The sequence below is a fragment of the Methylobacterium sp. 174MFSha1.1 genome, from assembly GCF_900116815.1.
GTDB lineage: Bacteria > Pseudomonadota > Alphaproteobacteria > Rhizobiales > Beijerinckiaceae > Methylobacterium.
The window spans coordinates 152,809-171,746 of record NZ_FPCB01000010.1; the positions used below are offsets into that span (position 1 = coordinate 152,809).

Annotated in this window: 17 protein-coding genes; 8 read left to right on the plus strand and 9 right to left on the minus strand. The window is 70.2% G+C overall.

The window, feature by feature from the left end:
* Positions 1–56: 56 nt before the first annotated feature.
* The 3 genes from mraY to BM430_RS09600 all read left to right on the plus strand — a co-directional run bounded on the left by mraY (position 57) and on the right by BM430_RS09600 (position 3,816).
* A complete protein-coding gene (gene mraY / locus BM430_RS09590; RefSeq protein ID WP_093567024.1) occupies positions 57–1,142 on the plus strand; it encodes a phospho-N-acetylmuramoyl-pentapeptide-transferase in 1,086 nt (361 codons plus the stop codon).
* A gap of 393 nt (positions 1,143–1,535) precedes the next feature.
* Entirely contained in the window at positions 1,536–2,924 is a 1,389-nt protein-coding gene (gene murD / locus BM430_RS09595; RefSeq protein ID WP_093567025.1) for a UDP-N-acetylmuramoyl-L-alanine--D-glutamate ligase, read from the plus strand.
* Between the two features lie 76 nt (positions 2,925–3,000).
* Entirely contained in the window at positions 3,001–3,816 is an 816-nt protein-coding gene (locus tag BM430_RS09600; RefSeq protein WP_093567026.1) for an endonuclease/exonuclease/phosphatase family protein, read from the plus strand.
* Here BM430_RS09600 and BM430_RS09605 read toward each other — a convergent pair.
* The 3 genes from BM430_RS09605 to BM430_RS09615 form a co-directional block, all read right to left on the minus strand.
* The gene (locus tag BM430_RS09605; protein WP_093567027.1) at positions 3,749–5,185 is read right to left on the minus strand and encodes a phospholipase D-like domain-containing protein; all 1,437 of its coding nucleotides are present in this window, start codon (positions 5,183–5,185) and stop codon (positions 3,749–3,751) included. The two genes, BM430_RS09600 and BM430_RS09605, sit on opposite strands and share 68 nt — an antisense overlap.
* Before the next feature lie 163 nt (positions 5,186–5,348).
* Positions 5,349–7,175, minus strand: coding sequence for a translational GTPase TypA (gene typA / locus BM430_RS09610; RefSeq protein WP_093567028.1), 1,827 nt, complete (start codon positions 7,173–7,175; stop codon positions 5,349–5,351).
* Between the two features lie 140 nt (positions 7,176–7,315).
* Positions 7,316–8,668 carry a TAXI family TRAP transporter solute-binding subunit gene (locus BM430_RS09615; RefSeq protein ID WP_093567029.1) on the minus strand — a complete coding sequence of 451 codons (1,353 nt, stop codon included), beginning with the start codon at positions 8,666–8,668 and terminating at the stop codon, positions 7,316–7,318.
* 173 nt (positions 8,669–8,841) lie between these two features.
* On the opposite strand from BM430_RS09615, the gene BM430_RS09620 reads away from it, so the two are divergent.
* Both BM430_RS09620 and BM430_RS09625 read left to right on the plus strand, forming a co-directional pair.
* Entirely contained in the window at positions 8,842–9,153 is a 312-nt protein-coding gene (locus BM430_RS09620; protein ID WP_143131986.1) for a hypothetical protein, read from the plus strand.
* The gene (locus tag BM430_RS09625; protein ID WP_143131987.1) at positions 9,128–9,634 is read left to right on the plus strand and encodes a hypothetical protein; all 507 of its coding nucleotides are present in this window, start codon (positions 9,128–9,130) and stop codon (positions 9,632–9,634) included. Before BM430_RS09620 ends, BM430_RS09625 begins: the two co-directional genes overlap by 26 nt.
* A 54-nt stretch (positions 9,635–9,688) precedes the next feature.
* Here BM430_RS09625 and BM430_RS09630 read toward each other — a convergent pair whose 3' ends face one another.
* The gene (locus tag BM430_RS09630; protein WP_093567032.1) at positions 9,689–9,883 is read right to left on the minus strand and encodes a hypothetical protein; all 195 of its coding nucleotides are present in this window, start codon (positions 9,881–9,883) and stop codon (positions 9,689–9,691) included.
* 134 nt (positions 9,884–10,017) lie between these two features.
* Positions 10,018–10,836, minus strand: coding sequence for a molybdate ABC transporter substrate-binding protein (locus BM430_RS09635; protein WP_244539404.1), 819 nt, complete (start codon positions 10,834–10,836; stop codon positions 10,018–10,020).
* A 191-nt stretch (positions 10,837–11,027) separates the two neighbouring features.
* Between BM430_RS09635 and BM430_RS09640 the strand changes: the two genes are divergently transcribed.
* A complete protein-coding gene (locus tag BM430_RS09640; RefSeq protein ID WP_093567033.1) occupies positions 11,028–12,347 on the plus strand; it encodes an MFS transporter in 1,320 nt (439 codons plus the stop codon).
* Between the two features lie 28 nt (positions 12,348–12,375).
* On the opposite strand, the gene BM430_RS09645 is transcribed toward BM430_RS09640, so the two are convergent.
* The 3 genes from BM430_RS09645 to BM430_RS09655 form a co-directional block, all read right to left on the minus strand.
* The gene (locus BM430_RS09645; protein ID WP_093567034.1) at positions 12,376–13,053 is read right to left on the minus strand and encodes a haloacid dehalogenase type II; all 678 of its coding nucleotides are present in this window, start codon (positions 13,051–13,053) and stop codon (positions 12,376–12,378) included.
* Positions 13,054–13,259: 206 nt separating this feature from the next.
* Positions 13,260–14,783 (minus strand): murein biosynthesis integral membrane protein MurJ, encoded by a 1,524-nt coding sequence (murJ, locus tag BM430_RS09650; RefSeq protein WP_093567035.1) that lies wholly within the window; start codon positions 14,781–14,783, stop codon positions 13,260–13,262.
* A 48-nt stretch (positions 14,784–14,831) separates the two neighbouring features.
* Positions 14,832–15,869, minus strand: a complete 1,038-nt coding sequence (locus BM430_RS09655; RefSeq protein WP_093567036.1) for a glycosyltransferase family 2 protein — start codon at positions 15,867–15,869, stop codon at positions 14,832–14,834.
* A 72-nt stretch (positions 15,870–15,941) separates the two neighbouring features.
* Between BM430_RS09655 and BM430_RS09660 the strand changes: the two genes are divergently transcribed.
* Entirely contained in the window at positions 15,942–16,814 is an 873-nt protein-coding gene (locus tag BM430_RS09660) for a ChbG/HpnK family deacetylase (protein WP_093567037.1), read from the plus strand.
* A gap of 262 nt (positions 16,815–17,076) precedes the next feature.
* Here the strand turns inward: BM430_RS09660 and BM430_RS09665 are convergent, their stop codons facing one another.
* A complete protein-coding gene (locus tag BM430_RS09665) occupies positions 17,077–17,676 on the minus strand; it encodes a superoxide dismutase (RefSeq protein WP_048429540.1) in 600 nt (199 codons plus the stop codon).
* A gap of 296 nt (positions 17,677–17,972) precedes the next feature.
* Between BM430_RS09665 and BM430_RS09670 the strand changes: the two genes are divergently transcribed.
* Positions 17,973–18,938 (plus strand): hypothetical protein, encoded by a 966-nt coding sequence (locus BM430_RS09670; RefSeq protein WP_244539405.1) that lies wholly within the window; start codon positions 17,973–17,975, stop codon positions 18,936–18,938.

An 18,938-nucleotide genomic window follows, 5' to 3' on the forward strand; every position in this document is an offset into this window, starting at 1 on the left:
AGCGCTGTGGGCATAAGCCCGCCGTTGCCGCTCGCCCACGATCGGATGCCTTCGGGATGCTCTACCTCCTCTCCGAGCTGAGCGGCGTGTTCTCGCCGCTCAACGTCTTCCGCTACATCACCTTCCGGACCGGCGGCGCGCTGTTCACGGCGGGCTTCTTCGTGTTCTGGTTCGGCCCCTGGATCATCTCGCTCCTGCGCCTGCGCCAGGGCAAGGGCCAGCCGATCCGCGAGGACGGCCCGCAATCGCACCTGCTGACCAAGCGCGGCACCCCCACCATGGGCGGGCTGATGATCCTGGCCGGCGTGATGGTGGCGGTCCTGCTCTGGGCGAACCCGCGCAACCATTACGTCTGGATCGTCATGATGGTGACGCTGGGCTTCGGCGCGATCGGCTTCTACGACGACTATCTCAAGGTCACGAAGCAGAGCCACAAGGGTTTTTCGGGGAAGTTCCGCCTCGCCTTGGAGGCCCTGATCGCGGTCGCGGCCTGCGTCGCGGTGGCGGAATATTCCGCGCCCGGCCTCGCCTACCGGCTCGCCTTCCCGGTCTTCAAGGACGCCATCATCAATCTCGGCCTGTTCTACGTCGCCTTCGCGGGCTTCGTGATCGTGGGGGCCGGCAACGCGGTCAACATCACCGACGGCCTCGACGGGCTCGCCATCGTGCCGGTGATGATCGCGGCGGCGACCTTCGGGATCATCGCCTACCTCGTCGGCAACGTGATCTACGCCTCCTACCTGCAGGTGAACTACGTCCCGGGCACCGGCGAACTGGCGGTGGTCTGCGGCGCCCTGATCGGGGCGGGGCTCGGCTTCCTGTGGTTCAACGCGCCGCCGGCCCAGATCTTCATGGGCGATACCGGCTCGCTGGCGCTCGGCGGGCTCCTCGGCACCGTCGCGGTGGCGACCAAGCACGAGATCGTGCTCGGCATCGTCGGCGGCCTGTTCGTGCTGGAAATCCTCTCCGTCATCATCCAGGTCGCCTCGTTCAAGCTCACCGGCAAGCGCGTCTTCCGCATGGCGCCGATCCACCACCATTTCGAGCAGAAGGGCTGGAAGGAACCGCAGGTGGTGATCCGGTTCTGGATCATCGCGGTGGTGCTGGCGCTGCTGGGTCTGGCGACGCTGAAGCTGCGGTAGAAATTGTTCTCCGCGACGTGCGTCACGGACCGCCTGTTGCAATCCTCGTCCAGGCTTGAAAGTAAGGTGTATCCCTTTCCCATGCGGGGTCGCGGATTCACATCTCGGGTCGCGCGCGTCGCCTCTCCCCGCGGGCGGGGAGAGGGCTGTGCCCCCGTTCAGGGGGCGCAGCGAGGCGGCAGCCGAGGGTGAGGGGGTGGTGCCGGATGTGGCTCTTCCGGAAACACCCCCTCACCCTCGCCCTTCGGGCTTGCTGCATCTCCTGAACGGAGACGCAGCCCTCTCCCCGCCCGCGGGGAGAGGAGAGCCCCGCGCCTCTTTCGGCGATGTGTGGATGCGTGAGTTCGTACGGGGCAAGCCTCACGCCATCCTGACGTACCCGGCGGACACCGCATGACACCCTCCACCACCTTCGCCGGCCAGAATGTGGCCCTGTTCGGCCTCGGCGGCTCGGGCCTCGCGACCGCGCTGAGCCTCACCGCCGGCGGCGCCCGGGTGATCGCCTGCGACGACAACCCCGCCCGGATGGAGGCGGCGGACAAGCAGGGCATCGGGACTGGCGACCTGCGCGATGCCGACTGGAGTGACTTCGCCGCGCTCATCCTCGCCCCCGGCGTGCCGCTGACCCATCCGGCGCCGCACTGGACGGTCGACCTCGCCAGGAACGCCGGCGTCCCGGTGATCGGCGACATCGAGCTGTTCTGCCGCGAGCGCGCCGCGACGTGCCCCGAAGCGCCCTTCGTGGCGATCACCGGCACCAACGGCAAGTCGACCACCACGGCGCTGATCGCCCATGTCCTGGCCGAGGCCGGCCGCGACGTGCAGATGGGCGGCAATATCGGAACGGCGATCCTGTCCCTCGCGCCTCCGTCGCCCGACCGGGTCCACGTGATCGAGCTGTCCTCGTTCCAGATCGACCTGACGCCGTCGCTGGCGCCGACGATCGGCGTGCTCCTCAACCTCACGCCCGACCATCTCGACCGCCACGGCGACATGACCCGCTACGCCGCCATCAAGGAGCGGCTGGTGACGGGTGCCGCCCACGCGATCGTCGGGGTCGACGACGCGTTCTGCCGGGCGATTGCGGAGCGCCGGTCCGGGCCGCTGACCCGGGTTCATGTCGGCGAGGCGGGGGAGGGGCCCGGCATCCTCGCCCGCGGCGGCATCGTCATCGACGGGCGGCGGGAGCCGGCCGAGCCGGTGGCGGATCTCTCCGGCATCGGGTCGTTGCGCGGCGCCCACAACTGGCAGAACGCCGCCATCGCCTACGCGGTGGCCGCCGAGCTCGGCGTCGCGCCGGACGCCTTCGCGGCGGCGCTCGCGACCTTTCCCGGCCTGCCGCACCGGATGGAGGAGGTCGGCCGCCGCGGCTCCGCCCTGTTCATCAACGATTCGAAGGCGACCAACGCCGATTCGACCGAGAAGGCGCTCTCGGCCTTCCAGCGCGTCCACTGGATCCTCGGCGGCAAGCCGAAGGAGGGCGGCATCGCCAGCCTCGCGCCGTATTTCCCCCGCGTGGCCCACGCCTACCTGATCGGCGCCGCGACCGAGGATTTCGCCGCGACCCTCGACGGGCAGGTGCCGTTCAGCCGCTGCGGCACGCTCGACGTCGCAGTCGCCGAGGCTGCCGCTGCCGCGGAGCGCGACGAATCGGGCGAACCGGTGGTGCTGCTCTCGCCGGCCTGCGCCTCCTACGACCAGTTCCGCAGCTTCGAGGATCGCGGCGACCAGTTCCGTGCCCTCGTGCGAGCCCTGCCCGGCCTGCGACCCCCGGGCGCCTGAGGCACATTCCCCGAACCGGCAAATCGGCGTATGTCGCTGCGCGCCGGCTCACTCCGAGCGCTTCCCCCGCGGTGCCATGCTGCCCCCCCAACGCCTCCTGCCCGCCGAGACCCCGGCCGCGGCCCACGCGCCGCACCGGTCCGGTCCGCGCAAGATCATCAGCTGGAACCTGCTGCGGCGGACCGGCGCGACGGTCGACGCCCTCGAGGCGCTGATCGCGCACGAGAAGCCGGACCTGCTCCTGATGCAGGAGGCGACCGTCGACATCACCGAGTTGCAGGCGCGGGTCGGCGGGCATTATGCCTGGGCGCCGCTGCCGCGGCGCATCCACGGCCTCGCGATGTGGAGCCCGACGCCCTGGCCGCGCCCGCCGGAGGTAGTGACCCTGCCCTCGGGCGCCCTGATCGACCGGGTCTGCCAGATCCTCGATCTCGGCACCTTCGGGGTCGCCAACGTGCACCTCTCGCACGGGCAGGTGCTGAACCGGCGCCAGCTGCGCCGCATCGCTCAAGCCCTGCCGGTGCGCGCCGCGGTGCTCGGCGACTACAACATCGTCGGCCCGGCCCTGCTGCCGGGCTTCCACGATGTCGGGCCGCGCCATCCGACCCACGCCATGGTCGACCTCGTGCCCCTGCGCCTCGACCGCTGCCTCGTGCGGGGGCTGACCTGCCGCGGTCAGGCGGTGCTGCCGCGCGGCGCCTCCGACCACCGGCCGATCGTGGTCCATCTCGAACCCGGCAATCCGCAGGGGAAGCGCCAGCCCCTCCGCGACCGGATCGAGGCGTTTCGCGACCGCGCCGAGGACTTTCGGAAGCGGGCGCCGCTCAAAGATATGGCAGCAGCAATCGCACGGCGGCGTCGCGCAGACGCACGGCCATCCCGCGAGAGTTGAGCATCTCCGCCGTCAGGCGCTGCTCCATCTTGGCCCGCATCAGCCCGTCGAGATCGGCCGCGAAGTCGGTGTCGTAGACCTCGACGTTGAGCTCGAAGTTGAGCCGGAAGCTCCGGCTGTCCCAGTTGGCGCTGCCGACGAAGCACCAGGCCTCGTCCACCACCATCAGCTTGGAATGGTCGAAGGGCGGCCGGTCGAGCCAGATCCGCACGCCCGCTTCGAGCAGCGGCCCGACATGGGCCCGGGTCGCCCAGTCGACCACCCGGTGGTTGCTCGCCTGCGGGATGATGACGTCGACGGTGACGCCCCGCATCGCCGCGAGGCCCAGCGCCGTCAGCAGCGTCTCGCTCGGCAGGAAGTAGGGCGTGGCGAGGCGCACCGAGCGCCGTGCGGTGGCCACCGCCTCCAGCACCACGAACTCGATCTTCTCGATGTCGGCGTCGGGCCCCGAGGTGACGACCCGAGCGAGGGAGGCGCCCGCCGGCGGGATTTCCGGGAACCAGGCCGGCCCCTCCAGGTCCTCGCCCTTGACGAAGGCCCAGTCGCGCCAGAACGCCTGGGCGAGCTGGCCGACCACCGGGCCGTCGATGCGGAAATGGCTGTCGCGCACCGGCTCCGGCGGATCCTTCGCCATGACGTTCTCGTCGGCGATGTTGACCCCGCCGACGAAGCCGACCCGGCCGTCGATCAAGAGCAGCTTCTTGTGGGTGCGCAGGTTCAGGAACGGCATCCGCCAGGGCAGGGCCGAGTGCATGAACAGCCCCGCCGGGATGCTCAAAGCCCGCAGGCGCCGGTACATCGCCGGGAAGAAGTAGCCGCTGCCGATGCCGTCGATCAGCACGCAGACCGCGACGCCCCGCGCCTTCGCGGCGGCGAGCGCCTCCGCGAAGGCGCGGCCGCTGTCGTCGTCGCGCATGATGTAGCTCGACAGGGCGACGCTGGTGGTCGCCTCGCCGATCGCCGCCAGCATCGCCGGATAGGCCTCGTCGCCGTGCCGGTAGCGCCGGATGCGGTTGCCGGCGACCAGCGGCAGGCCGCTGATCCGCTGCACCGCCTGCTTGAGCGGCTGGAAGTCGTCCGGCACCTCGGCCACCGGCGGCGGCGGGGCGCCGGGCCGGGGGCCGGGCAGCACCGGCAGGCGGCGGGCGCGCCGGCTCACCCGGTTGATGCCGAACATCACGTAGAGCAGGCTGCCGAGCAGCGGCGACAGCCAGGCGAGGCCGATCCAGCCGATCGCCGCGCTCACCTCGCGCTTGTTCATCAGCGCGTGCACCGTGACGATGACCGCGATGGCGAGGCCGATCGGCGCCAGGACGTCGGCCCGGATCGAGGTCAGGATCCCGAGCCAGCGGTAGATCTCGTGTTCCACACGGCCTCCTGCCGCCGCTGTCCGGTGCCCTGTTCATCCTACCGGATACGGGACGAAGAACCGGGAATCCACTTGAGCAGGCAGCCCGTCCACCGCCGCCATAAAAAATCCCCCGCCCCGGGAAGGGGCGAGGGACGGACATCTCAGATCGTCATGAAGCCGATCAGGCGCTCAGCGCTTCCTTGGCCCGCTCCGCCCGCTTGCGGTCGTTCGGGTCGAGCACGGCCTTGCGCAGGCGGATCGACTTCGGGGTCACCTCGACGAGCTCGTCGTCCTGGATCCAGGCGAGCGAGCGCTCGAGGGTCATGCGGATCGGCGGGGTCAGGCGCACCGCCTCGTCCTTCGAGGTGGTGCGGATGTTGGTGAGCTTCTTGCCCTTGAGCACGTTCACCTCGAGGTCGTTCTCGCGGTTGTGCTCGCCGATGATCATGCCCTGGTAGACCTTCCAGCCCGGCTCGATCATCATCGGGCCGCGATCCTCGAGGTTCCACAGGGCGTAGGCCACCGCCTCGCCCTGGTCGTTCGACATCAGCACGCCGTTGCGGCGGCCGGCGATCTCGCCCTTGTAGGGCTCGTAGGCCTTGAACAGCCGGTTCATGATCGCGGTGCCGCGGGTGTCGGTCATCAGCTCGCCCTGGTAGCCGATCAGGCCGCGGGTCGGAGCGTGGAACACCAGGCGCAGGCGGTTGCCGCCCGACGGGCGCATCTCGATCATGTCGGCCTTGCGCTCCGACATCTTCTGCACGACGACGCCGGAATACTCCTCGTCGACGTCGATCACGACCTCCTCGATCGGCTCCATGATCTCGCCGGCCTCGTCCTTCTCGAAGACGACGCGGGGACGCGACACGGCGATCTCGAAGCCCTCGCGGCGCATGGTCTCGATCAGGATCGCGAGCTGCAGCTCACCGCGGCCGGAGACGTAGAACGAATCCTTGTCGGCGGCTTCCTCGATCTTGAGCGTGACGTTGCCCTCGGCCTCCTTGAACAGGCGGTCGCGGATCATGCGGCTCGTGACCTTGTCGCCCTCGGTGCCGGCGAGCGGCGAATCGTTCACGATGAACGACATCGTCACGGTCGGCGGGTCGATCGGCTGGGCCTGGATCGGGGTCTCGACCTGCGGGTCGCAGAAGGTGTCGGCGACGGTGCCCTTCACGAGGCCTGCGATCGACACGATGTCGCCCGCCTCGCCGGTCTCGATCGGCTGGCGCTCAAGGCCGCGGAAGGCCAGGATCTTCGAGACGCGGCCGGTCTCCACGACCTTGCCCTCGCGGTCGAGGACCTTGATCTGCTGGTTCGGCTTCACCGTGCCCGAGGCGATGCGCCCGGTGATGATGCGGCCGAGGAACGGGTTGGCCTCGAGCAGGGTGCCGAGCATCCGGAACGGGCCCTCCTCGGTCTTGGCCTGGGGCACGTGCTCCAGCACCAGGTCGAACAGGGGCGCGAGGCCCTCGGACTGGTCGCCCTCCGGCGAGGTCGACATCCAGCCGTTGCGGCCCGAGCCGTACAGGATCGGGAAGTCGAGCTGCTCGTCGGTGGCGTCGAGCGCCGCGAACAGGTCGAAGACCTCGTTCACCACCTCGGTGATGCGGGCGTCGGGACGGTCGACCTTGTTGACCGCCACGATCGGGCGCAGGCCGATCTTGAGCGCCTTCGAAACCACGAACTTGGTCTGGGGCATCGGGCCCTCGGCGGCATCGACCAGCACGATCACGCCGTCGACCATCGAGAGGATGCGCTCGACCTCGCCGCCGAAATCGGCGTGGCCGGGGGTGTCGACGATGTTGATGCGGGTGTCCTTCCAGACCACCGAGGTGGCCTTGGCCAGGATGGTGATGCCGCGCTCCTTCTCGAGGTCGTTCGAGTCCATCGCGCGCTCCTCGACCCGCTGGTTCTCGCGGAACGAGCCGGATTGCTGGAGCAGCTTGTCGACCAGGGTCGTCTTGCCGTGGTCGACGTGGGCGATGATGGCGATATTGCGCAGCTTCATGGGATATCCGAAGCAAACAAAGCCCGGCACGTCGCGGGCCGCCAGGATGGCAGCCGGACGCATCGAGCCGGGGGAAAACTGTTGCGTCGCAATATAAGGTGTGGCGCCTGTTCGCAAGAGGGGGCTCGTCTTGCGAGGTGTCACTCCGCCGCGGCGGAGCGCGGGTCCGGTGCGCGGTCGAGGCCCTGCGCCTGCCGCTCCAGCAGCACGGCGCGGCGCTCGGCGATGGCGCGCCGGGCCTGATCGAGGCCGAGGGTGAAGGCCGCGACGCCGGCATTGTCGATCGCGCCCGCGCCGGCCCGGGCGAGCGCCGCGGCCAGGATCTCGTCGGCCTGCCGCTCGAGGTCGGCGAGTTCTCCGTCGTCCTCGACGTCGCGGCTCGCCCGCACGATGGCCAGCAGCTGGCGCAGCAGCGCCATGTCCCGGGCCCGCGAGCGGTTGGCCGCCCGCGACACCAGCCCGGCGGCGGCCGAGCCGAGGATCGAGACGCACATCACGACCAGGTAGAACCAGTCGCCGTAGCGCTCGAAGAAGCTCTCGACCTCGCCCTCGTAATAGGCCTGGGCGCCGGGATGGACCGGGAGCGACGCGCTCTTCGAGGTGTCGGGCGCCTCGATCTGATTGGCGAGCGGCACCTCGACGGCGAGGCCGGGCCGGTTGACGAAGAGGAGCCGCGTCAGCTCCGAGACGATCGAATCGGACAGGTGCGCCTGGGCCACCAGCCGGTGGCTGACCCCGATCGTGGCGACGGCCTCGGCCGGGCGCGGCGGGGTGCCGCCGAAGGTGCCGCGGGCGATCTCGACGCTCTCCAGCGCCGGCCAGCGCCGGGCCAGCACCGCCGCCTCGCCGATCGGGATGAAGTTCGGGGTGCCGCCGGCCGAGACTCCGTTATCTCCTTTGATGATGCTCGCCACGACGTCGCCGGCGGTGCGGCCGGTGAGCGGGCTCACCACCATCACGGCATCGACCCGGTGCCCGCGCAGGGCCTCGCCGGCCTCGTGCCCGTCGCCGAGCGGCACGACCGTCACGGCGTCGGCCGGGATGTCGTAATGCTCCAGGATGGTGGCGAGCAGCCGGGTGTTGCCGGAGGGGTTGCGCACGATCCCGATCCGGCGCCCGCGCAGGTCCGGCACGGCGGCGAGCGATGGGTCGGTCGTCAGCAGCAGCACGGCGTTGCGGTGCAGGATCGCCACCGTCTGGGTGTTGGCCGGGATGCCGACGTCGGAGCGCACCACCGCGAGGTCGGCCTTGCCCCGTTCGGCGAGGCTCGCGCTCTCGGCGACGCCCCCGGTCGCGACCGGCCGCAGGCGCACGTCCTCGTGGGTGCGGGCGAGCGACTGCGTCACCGCCGCGACGAGGCGCGCATCCTCGCTCCCCGCCGGCCCGACCGCGACGCGCAGGGTCGTCGGCTGCCCGAGCCACTGATAGGCGAGGAGCGCCGTCGCCACGAAGGCGAGAAGGGCCGCGAGGACGAGGGGGACGTGGCGCCGCATGGCTTATCCATGGCGGGGTGGAGGACGGTTCGGCAATCCGGCCGATTGGCGCGGGCGGGGCCGAAGCGGAGCGGGGTTGGCATGGGCAGGATCAAGCGGGGATGCGCGTTTACGCCGGAGGCTGCGACGTGCAGAGTATCGGCTGCTCCGCACGTGTGGGAGTGGAGGGGCCGATGGAGCGTCCGCTCAACGAATTGGCTGGTCTGGCAAAGGCAGCGGCGAGGAAGGTCGTCGGCGAGACCATGCCTCTGGATGCGAGGCTTCAGCGGGAATACACCTTCGATGGAGAGGGCGCGATCAAGATCGTCGTTCTATTCCCCGGTGCGAGACTGGCCGAGCTGAGCGGAGACCAGCTCCTGAAAATCCTGGGATCGATCTGGGACGAATTATCGCGCGTCGGCGAGAGCAGGCTGCCGCTCGTAAGCTTTTCCAGGATCGAAGACGAGCCGGAGCTGCCGGATGCTCGACTCAGATCATCTGCTTGACCAGGCCGAGCGGCTTCTTGCGCCAGTCGGCGGGTCCGAACCATCGCGCTTGACTGATCTTTGCCGGGCCGTGTCCGCCACTTATTATGCGGTTTTCCACGCCGGGCTGATCGCAGCCGCCGACCTGTTCGCAGAGACCACCGAGCGCGGCACGCTCGTGTACGGCTTGGCCTACCGATCGATCGAGCACGCCAAGATGAAGGCACTCTGCCAGGAGGTGCTGAAGTCGGCACCCTCGGCCCGGTATCATCGGTATGTCCCGGCAGGCGGCTGGGATCGATCGATTGCCGACTATGCGCGGATCTTCATTACGTTGAACGAGCGACGCATGCTCGCCGATTACGATCCGGCCTACGTCGTTTCGGAGTCAGAGGTGGAGGTGTACGTTCGTCTGGCGCGATCCGCTATCGCTCATCTCGACAGTGCGGATGAAGTCTCGAAGCGGATGTTCCTGACGCTGCTGCTGTTCCCGCCCCGCTGATCCCGCGGGTGCAGGACTATCGGCGCGATGATCTCGGCCTAGACTTATCGCGCGTCACAACGACACCCGCAACCCCAGGGCGATCACCGCCACGATCGCGGCCCCGAGCGCCGGGCCCGCCATCGCGATCACTAGGGCGCCCGGATGGTAGCCCGGGGCCGCGAGGTAGCGCTGATGCGCGTGCTTCTCCTGCCGGAGCAGCGGCGCTTTCAGGCGCGCCGCCGCTCCGGGTGTCCGACCCTGCTGCATGATGCCGTCCTTCGCCCGCTTGGCCGCCCTCTCGGGCGGCGCGAGACCTGTTGTGTGAGGCCCATCAGGCACCTGGCGGCGTGAAGAGGTGGTGAATCCGATCCCTCGCATTCTCCCTTGTCGTGAATCGGGAGTTAGCGGCCCTTGATCGGGTCGAGTCCCGTCGCGGCGACGGTCGCGGCGTTCTCGGGGGCCGAGAGCCAGGCGATGAGCGCCTTCGCCGCCTCCGGATGGGCGGCGCCCTTCGGGATCCCGGCCGAGAACACCGTCACCTGCTGCACTTCGGCCGGGACCGGGCCGACGATGGTGATGCCCTTGACCGGCTTCAGCTCGCTCAGCTGCTGGAAGCCGAACTCGGCGTCGCCGCGGGCGACCACGTTGCCGACGCGCTCGGCGACGATCATCCGGCTCTTGCCCGCCAGCTCGTCGTGCAGGCCGAGCTTCCGGTACATCTCCTTCTCGATGTAGACGCCGCTGGCGCTGTCCGAATAGGCGATCGAGGTCGCGGCGAGGAGCGCCTTCTTGAAGTGATCGAGGTCGTGGATGTCCGGCACCGGTGCGCCGGCCTTGACCGCGAGGCCGATCCGCGAATCGGCCAATGCGACCTTGCTGCCGGGCGCGATCTTGCCCTCCTTGTCGAGGTTATCGAGGGCGTAGCCGACCATGATCAGCACGTCGGCCGGCTCGCCGCGCGCGAGCCGCACGGGGATCGCCTCCGGGGCCGTGCCCATCGAGGGGCCGTAGGCGGTGTCCACCTTGTTGCCGGTCTTGGCTTCGAAGCTCGGCACCAGGGCCTGGTAGGCGGCGGTAAAGCCGCCGGAGATCATCACCCGGACCTCCGCCGCCCGGGCCGGGGCGGCGAGGACGAGCCCGGCCAGCAGTCCGGCGGCCAGGCGGGAGAGGGTGGTTCTGCGGCCGAAGGCGATGTTCCAGCGCCCTGTCGTCATGGTCATGGTTCCTCCCCGGCGGCGATCATCCGCCCTCTCTCGCCTAGGTAACCCGCCTGACGCGCCGGCTCCACCGGTTCTCCCCCGCGGTTCGCGGCCGGGGCATAAATTCTTCGGGATTAGATTTTTCTGTCAAACGTAACGGCGTTAGCGGTAGAGAGGGGGCAGACGAGGAAGCCCGCATTCGGGAGGAGAGCATGGCAGGTCCGGTCCACGGTCCGCAGGGGTCGAAGGTCGCCACGGTGTTGCGCGTCACGAGCGGCAACTTCCTGGAAATGTTCGATTTCTTCCTGTTCGGGATCTACGCGAGCCACATCGCGAAGGCGTTCTTCCCGGCCGGGAACGAGTTCGCCTCGCTCATGCTCACCTTCATGACCTTCGGAGCGGGCTTCCTGATGCGCCCCCTCGGGGCGATCTTCCTCGGCGCCTATGTCGACCGGATCGGCCGGCGCCAGGGCCTGATCGTGACGCTCGGCATCATGGCCGCCGGCACGGTGCTGATCGCCTTCGTGCCGTCCTACGCCACGATCGGGCTCGCGGCGCCGTTCCTGGTGCTGATCGGCCGGCTGCTCCAGGGCTTCTCCGCCGGCGTCGAGCTCGGCGGCGTCTCGGTCTACCTCGCCGAGATGGCGACGCCGGGCCGCAAGGGATTCTACGTCTCGTGGCAGTCGGGCAGCCAGCAGGTCGCCGTGATGGTGGCGGCGCTGATCGGCTTTGCCTTGAGCCACGCTTTGATGCCGGCGCAGATGTCCGACTGGGGCTGGCGCATCCCGTTCTTCATCGGCTGCATGATCGTGCCGTTCCTGTTCTACATCCGGCGCTCGCTGGAAGAGACCCAGGAATTCCTGCAGCAGAAGCACCGCCCTGAGCTCAGCGAGGTCTTCACCTCGCTCGGCCAGAACTGGAAGATCGTGGCGCTCGGCATGCTGCTCGTGGTGATGACCACGGTGTCGTTCTACACCATCACGGTCTACACCCCGACCTTCGGCAAGTCCGTGCTGAAGCTGTCCGAGACCGACAGCCTGATCGTCACCTTCTGCACCGCCCTGTCGAACCTGATCTGGCTGCCGGTGATGGGCGCGCTCTCCGACAGGATCGGCCGCAAGCCGATCCTGATCGTGTTCTCAGCCCTGGCCATGCTCACCGCCTACCCGGCGCTGGCGTGGCTGACCTCCAACATCTCGTTCACCAACATGCTGCTCACGCTCTTGTGGCTGTCGTTCCTGTACGGCAGCTACAACGGCGCGATGGTGGTGGCGCTGACCGAGATCGTCCCGAAGCACGTCCGCACCACCGGCTTCTCGCTCGCCTACTCGCTCGCCACGGCGCTCTTCGGCGGCTTCACCCCGGTCGTCTCGACCTGGCTGATCGAGAAGCTCGACAACAAGGCGGCGCCGGGTCTGTGGATGGCCTTCGCGGGCGCCTGCGGCCTCGTCGCCACCCTGCTGATCTACCGCCGCCGCGAGACCGCCGCGGACGCGATGCCCGGCGCGGTGCGGCCCGTCGCCGGCGAGTGATTAGGCCGCGTGATCAGGCTGGGCCTTGTCAGGCCAAAAGCCCGTCGAGGGATCGGATCACCCGGACCGGCGCGAGGTCCGAGTACTCGTCGGGCTGGTCGGTGCGGTTGACCCAGACCGGGGCGAAGCCGTAGGCCGCCGCCCCGGCGACGTCCCAGCGGTTCGAGGACAGGAAGACGATTTTCTCCCGCGCGACGCCGAGGGCGTCCGGCGCGAGGTCGTAGGCGGCGGGCGCCGTCTTGAAGGTGCCGGCCGGATCGACCGAGAGCACGGCGCCGAGACGGTCCCCGAGGCCCGTCGCCCTCACCGCCGCGTCGAGCATCGCCGGATCGCCGTTCGACAGGATCGCGGTCCGGAGACCGGCCCGGCGCAGGGCCTCGAGGGTGCCGGGCACCTCCGGATAGGCGTCGAGGGTCTTGTAGGCCTCGAGCAGATCGTCCCGCGCGCCGCGATCCACCCCCGGGTGCTTCGCGAGGGCGTAGTCGAGCGCCCGCTCGGTCAGCGTCCAGAACGGGGCGTAGCGCCCGCACAGGGACAGGACCCAGGAATATTCGAGCTGCTTCTGGCGCCAGGTCTCGGACAGCTTCTGCGCCTCCGGCCCGATCGCGGCGGCGTGGCGTTGCACGGCGGAATGGACGTCGAGCAGCGTGCCGTAGGCATCGAAGACCACGGCCTCGGCGCGGTCGAGCGGGGCGGGAAGGGGCATGGGGGCCTCGTGCGGCGCGGGCGGGATCGCGCCCGTCAACGCGCGGGGGGCCGGGCCGGGTTCGGCAGGGAGTTCTTTCGGCGCTCTCGACACCCTCCGTGTCATTCCGGGGCCGCGCAGCGGAGCCCGGAATGACCCTAGGGAGAGAAAGATCGGCGCGGGTCTAAGCCGCTACGGGACCGAAGGAACGCGTCCGCCCCCACCGCTCACACCCGCCTGAGCCGCACCCCGAACAGCCGTAGCGCCACGAGCAGCGTCGCCGCGTAGGCGACGAGCCCGGCCGTTCCGAGCGCCGCGAGCACCGCCAGCTCGCGGAAGCGCGGCAGGGACGGCATCAGGCGGTCGATCAGCGGCAGGCCGCCGAGGGTGCAGGCGGCGAGCACCGCGCAGGCGGCGAGCACCCCGCAGGCGGTGACGATCAGCGTGCGGCTCGGCGCCGTCCAGCCGCGACCATAGGCGAGGCAGAACAGGATCAGCACGTTGACCCAGACGCCCGCGGCGGTGGCGAGGGCGAGGCCCATCACCCCGAGCGGCCCGGTGAGCACCACCTTCAGGAGCACGTTGACGGCGACCGCCGTGAGCGAAGCAATAACAGGCGTGCGGCTGTCCTGGCGGGCGTAGAAGCTCGCCACGATCGAGCGGATCAGCACCGCCGCCGGCAGCGCCAGGCCGTAGGCCGCCAGCACCGCGCCGGAGCGGGCGGCCGCCTCGGCGTCGAAGGCGCCGCGCTGGAACAGCGCCGTCATGATCAGGTCCGGCACCAGCAGGAACGCGACCGCGAACGGCGCCGAGAGGGCCAGCGAGAAGCCGGTGGCGCGGTTCTGCGCCGCGTGGGCGCCGGCCTCGTCCTTCGCGGCGATGCGCCGGCTCATCTCCGGCAGCAGCACCGTGCCGGCGGCGATGCCGATGACCCCGAAGGGCAGCTGGTAGAGCCGGTCGGCGTAGTAGAGCGCCGAGACCGCGCCGGTCGGCAGGAACGAGGCGATGATCGTGTCGGCGAACATCGCGATCTGCACGCCGGCCGAGCCGATCACCGCCGGGCCCAGCATCCGGAAGAACTGGCGCATGCCGGCATCCTGCAGTGTCGGGCGCACGAGGGACGGCGCGAGGCCGGCCCGCCTGGCATCGGCCCAGACGAGGAGGAATTGCAGCACGCCCGACACCGCGACGCCCCAGGCGGCGGCGTAGCCGGCATTCGGGAACAGGACAGCGAGGGCGAGGGCCGCCAGCAGCGAGACGTTGAGGAGGACAGGTGCCGCCGCGGCGGCCGCGAAGCGCCGGCGGGCGTTGAGGATGCCCGACAGCAGCGTCACCAGGGTGATGAACAGCAGGTACGGGAAGGTGATGCGGGTGAGCGTGACCGCGAGCGCGAATTTCTCGGGCTCGTCGGCGAAGCCGGGGGCGAGCGCCCGCACGATCACCGGCATCAGCGGCAGGGCGAGCGCGAGCAGCGCCACCTGCACCAGCAGCATCAGGGTGAAGACCCGGTCGGCGAAGGCGCGCGCCGCCCCGGCCTCGGCGTCGAGGGCGGCGTAGGTCGGCACGAAGGCGACGTTGAAGGCGCCCTCGCCGAAGATCGCGCGAAAGTGGTTCGGCAGCCGGAACGCCACCACGAAGGCGTCGGCGATCGGGCCGGCGCCCATCACGGCGGCCATGACCACGTCGCGCAGGAAGCCGGTGGCCCGCGAGACCAGCGTCCAGCCGCCGACCGAGAGGATGCTGCGAATCATGCGGCGGTCATTACCACAGGACGTGATCGGAACCGGGACCGATAAGCCTCACGCGGCGCCGGAATAGCGCGCCTGCCGGCCGCCCCGTCTTTCCCCTCGCCGGTCGTCCCGCACCAGCCGGTCGTGGCCCGCCGCCGCCGGGCCGATCCGCTCGGCGACGACGTAGAGCGGGCGCCTTTTCACCTCGGCGAAGATGCGCCCGATATACTCGCCGATGATGCCGAGCGACATCAGCTGCACCCCGGAGAAGAACATCACCGAGACGATCAGCGAGGCGTAGCCCGGCACGTCGGGGCCGCGCAGCAGGGTGTCGGCGATGAAGTAGAGCGCGGTCAGGAAGGCCACCGTGGCGATGGCACCGCCGAGATAGGTCCAGACTCGCAAAGGCACCGTCGAGAACGAGGTGATGCCGTCGAAGGCGAAGCGGAACAGCTTGCGAAAGCTCCATTTCGAGCTGCCGTGCTGGCGCTCCTCGACCTGGTAGGGCACGCCGACGGAGCGGAACCCGATCCAGGAATACAGCCCCTTCGAGAACCGCGCCCGCTCGGGGAGCGAGCGCAGCACCTCGACGCCCTTGCGGTCGATCAGGCGGAAGTCGCCGGCCCCCTCGGGCAGCGGCATCTCGCCGAAGCGGGCGAACAGCCGGTAGAACAGCCGGGCGAAGCCGCGCCGCATCGCGCTCTCGTCGTCGCGGTCGGTGCGCTGGGCGTAGACCATCACGTTGCCCTCCTGCCAGCGCTCCCAGAATGTCGCGATCAGCTCGGGCGGGTGCTGGAGGTCGGCATCCATGATCACCACGGCGCGGCCCTCGGCGTGGTCGAGGCCGGCTGCGATGGCGATCTCCTTGCCGAAGTTGCGGCTGAACGAGACCGCGCCGATCCGCGGCTCGCCGGCGTGGTGGGCGGCCACCACCGCGGCGGTGTCGTCGCGGCTGCCGTCGTCGACGAACACAACCTCCCAGGCCGGCGTCAGGCGCTCCAGGACGGGCGTGAGGCGGGCGAGCAGCGGCGCGACGTTGGCGCTCTCGTTGAAGACCGGTATGACGACGCTCAGGTCGACCGGCTCGGGGTGTCTGAACAGCTCCACGGTGCTGTCCCTCGTTTCTTTCGGTGATCAGGCCGGTGCGCGCACCGGCGGTTCGAGCGCGAGATCTAAGCCATGCTTCCTGAACGGCGCCCGGTCGTGCTCTGCGCCGACGATTACGGCCTGAGCCCGGGCGTCAGCCGGGGCATCCTCGCGCTGGCGCGGGTGAAGCGCATATCAGCGACCGGCGCGATGACCAACATCCCGGCCTTCCCTGAGGCGGCGCCGGCCCTGGCCGAACTCTCCGGCACGGTCGGCCTTGGGCTCCACCTGACCCTCACCACGGGCGAACCCCTCGGGCCTCTGCCGCGTCTGGCGCCGGACGGGCGCCTGCCGCCCCTCGGGCGCCTCCTGCGGCTCGCCCTGTCGGGCGGGCTCAAGGCCGCGGATGTCCGCCCCGAGATCGAGCGCCAGCTCGACGCCTTCGCGGCGGCGATGGGCCGCCTGCCGGACTTCGTCGACGGGCACCAGCACGTCCACGTCCTGCCGGGGGTGCGGGGCGCGCTCCTGGCGGCGCTCTCGGTGCGGGGCTGGCGGGGCTGGCTGCGCGACCCGGGCGACACCCTGGGGGCGATCCGGGCGCGGCCGCAGGCGCGCAAGGCATTCGTCGTGGCCGGGCTCGGCCTCGGCTTCGGGCCAGCGGTCCGGCGGGCGGGGTTCTCCGCCAATCGCGGCTTCTCCGGCTTCTCGGACTTCGCGGAGGGGGAGGGCTTCGCGGAGGCCTTCGAGGCGAGCTTCCGCGCGCTCGGCCCGGCGCCGGTGGTGATGTGCCATCCCGGCGAGATCGACGAGGCCTTGAGGGCCCTCGATCCGGTGGTGGCGAGCCGGCCGCTGGAGCTCGCCTATCTCGGATCGGGCAGGTTCGGGGATTTCCTGGAACGGGAGGGCCTGCGGCTGGTGCCGGGGCCGGACCTCGCCCCTCATGCTCACTCGCCTCGACCGATGTGAAACCCTCCGCGTCATCCCGAGGCCGCGAATGCGGAACCCGGGATCCATAACCGCTGACGGTTCAGTTCGAAGCGTAACGCTGGTCGCGCTATTCTGACATCTCAGCGTTTATGGATCCCGGGTTCTCGGCTTCGCCGAGCCCCGGGATGACACGGAGATGGGGAAAGGTTGCATCCACTCCGCGCGGCACAGCCATCGATAAAGAAAAGCCCCCTCGCCCGGGCGGGGAGGGGGCTATCGACAGACTATCGTGCCGCGTCGATCAGGCGATCGCCTCGCCGTACATCTTCTCGACGTGCTCCCAGTTCACCAGGTTCTCGATGAACGCCTTGAGGTAGTCGGGACGGCGGTTGCGGTAATCGATGTAGTAGGAATGCTCCCACACGTCGACGCCGAGGATCGGCTTGGCGCCGTGGACCAGCGGGTTCTCGCCGTTGGGGGTCTTCATGATCTCGAGCTTGCCGTTCTTCACCGCGAGCCAGGCCCAGCCGGAACCGAACTGCGACACGCCGGCCTGGATGAAGTCGGCCTTGAACTTGTCGGTGCCGCCGAGATCCTCGGCGATCTTCTTCTCCAGCGCGCCCGGGATCGCGCCGCCGCCGTTCGGCTTCATCCACTGCCAGAAGTGGATGTGGTTGTAGTGCTGGCCGGCGTTGTTGAAGAGCGGCTGGTTCTGGCCGTAGGAGGCCTTCACCACCTCCTCGACGCTCTTGCCGGCGAGCTCCGAGCCCTCGAGGAGCTTGTTGCCGGTGTCGACATACGCCTTGTGGTGCTTGTCGTGGTGGAACTCCAGGGTCTCCTTCGACATGTAGGGCTGCAGCGCGTCGTAGGCGTAGGGGAGTTCGGGCAGCGTGAAGGCCATGGACGTGTCTCCGGATCGCATGGGGTCAACGCGGCGAGGCCTCGGGGGCGCCGCCGCGGCACCCGCGTCTACCTAAGTCGGCCGCCCGCCGGCGGCAACGCCGCCGGCCCGCCGCGGCGCCGGCATTTCGGGTTTTGGCCGTTTGCCGGGCTCTGGCGACCGCGCAAGCGCGGCGATTTTGCAAAAGCGGGCGCTGCCCCTAAATCTGGGCCGTAGCGGGCGGGGCGCGAGGCCCCGGTCCCGCCCGTTCGGCTGCCCCCTCAGCCGGCGTCCCATCTCGCCAGTCCGAGAGTCCGATGATCGTCGCGTTGACCGTGCTCGCCCTCCTGATGCTGATCGGCGGTCTCGCCGCGATGGTGCAGGGCATTCCCTTCGTGCGGCTCGAGGTCGGCTGGACCATGGTGATCGCCGGCACCGTCGGGGCGAGCGGCGGCGCGGTCCTGCTCGGGATCACCGCCGCGGTGGCGCGGCTCGCGCGCATCGAGCGGGCGCTGGCGGCGCGCCCCGCAGCCGAGCGCTCCGGCGCGGCGGACACCGCACCGATCGAGACTCCCGCCCTGCCGCTCCGCGCCGCCCGCAGCGAGCCCGTCCTGCCGCCGATCGCGTTCCCGGCCCCGCCGGCCCCCGCGCCGCGCCCGGCCGAGCCGCCGGGCTTCGACGGCGGCGCGGCGCTGGCGGCCGGTGCCGCAGGCGCGGCCGTGGGGTTTGCGGCGAGCGAGCTGCGTCTCAACCGGGCCGAGGATCCGGACCTGACGGGAGGGCGGCAGGAGCCGGTCCTGCATGAGCCGGTCCTGCATGAGCCGGTCCCGCATGAGGCTGTCCCGCACGAGCCGGTCGCCCGCGAGCCCGACCCCTACCGGCCCGACCTGCACGAGGCTCCGCCGCACGAACCCGCGCCTCACGACCCGCTGCCGCCCCCGCGGCCGCCCGCGGAGGAGCCGCGTCCCGTGGTCGAGGAGCGGCACGATGTGCCGCCGCCTCCGCCCCCCGAGCCGGCGCCCCCGGCGCCCGAGCCCGTCGCCGAGGCGCCCCGGCCGGAGGCGCCGTCCCATGAAGAGCCGCTCCATCAGGAGCCGCCCCTCGACGAGGCGCTGGCGAAGACCGTGATCGGCACCTACGATTCCGGCGGCAACACCTACACGATGTATGCCGACGGCACGATCGACGCCGAGACGCCCGCCGGACGCTTCCACTTCGCGTCGATCGAGGAGCTGAAGGCGTTTCGCGGGGCCGGCGGCGAGGGCGCGGCCCGCGGCGCCTGA

What these genes read in the sequence shown, in the direction of transcription:
- mraY (WP_093567024.1), top strand. Translation starts at nt 57, where the DNA reads ATGCTCTACCTCCTCTCCGAGCTGAGCGGCGTGTTCTCGCCGCTCAAC.
- murD (WP_093567025.1), top strand. Translation starts at nt 1,536, where the DNA reads ATGACACCCTCCACCACCTTCGCCGGCCAGAATGTGGCCCTGTTCGGC.
- BM430_RS09600 (WP_093567026.1), top strand. Translation starts at nt 3,001, where the DNA reads ATGCTGCCCCCCCAACGCCTCCTGCCCGCCGAGACCCCGGCCGCGGCC.
- typA (WP_093567028.1), bottom strand. Translation starts at nt 7,175, where the DNA reads ATGAAGCTGCGCAATATCGCCATCATCGCCCACGTCGACCACGGCAAG.
- BM430_RS09615 (WP_093567029.1), bottom strand. Translation starts at nt 8,668, where the DNA reads ATGCGGCGCCACGTCCCCCTCGTCCTCGCGGCCCTTCTCGCCTTCGTG.
- BM430_RS09620 (WP_143131986.1), top strand. Translation starts at nt 8,842, where the DNA reads ATGGAGCGTCCGCTCAACGAATTGGCTGGTCTGGCAAAGGCAGCGGCG.
- BM430_RS09625 (WP_143131987.1), top strand. Translation starts at nt 9,128, where the DNA reads ATGCTCGACTCAGATCATCTGCTTGACCAGGCCGAGCGGCTTCTTGCG.
- BM430_RS09630 (WP_093567032.1), bottom strand. Translation starts at nt 9,883, where the DNA reads ATGCAGCAGGGTCGGACACCCGGAGCGGCGGCGCGCCTGAAAGCGCCG.
- BM430_RS09635 (WP_244539404.1), bottom strand. Translation starts at nt 10,836, where the DNA reads ATGACCATGACGACAGGGCGCTGGAACATCGCCTTCGGCCGCAGAACC.
- BM430_RS09640 (WP_093567033.1), top strand. Translation starts at nt 11,028, where the DNA reads ATGGCAGGTCCGGTCCACGGTCCGCAGGGGTCGAAGGTCGCCACGGTG.
- BM430_RS09645 (WP_093567034.1), bottom strand. Translation starts at nt 13,053, where the DNA reads ATGCCCCTTCCCGCCCCGCTCGACCGCGCCGAGGCCGTGGTCTTCGAT.
- murJ (WP_093567035.1), bottom strand. Translation starts at nt 14,783, where the DNA reads ATGATTCGCAGCATCCTCTCGGTCGGCGGCTGGACGCTGGTCTCGCGG.
- BM430_RS09660 (WP_093567037.1), top strand. Translation starts at nt 15,942, where the DNA reads ATGCTTCCTGAACGGCGCCCGGTCGTGCTCTGCGCCGACGATTACGGC.
- BM430_RS09665 (WP_048429540.1), bottom strand. Translation starts at nt 17,676, where the DNA reads ATGGCCTTCACGCTGCCCGAACTCCCCTACGCCTACGACGCGCTGCAG.
- BM430_RS09670 (WP_244539405.1), top strand. Translation starts at nt 17,973, where the DNA reads ATGATCGTCGCGTTGACCGTGCTCGCCCTCCTGATGCTGATCGGCGGT.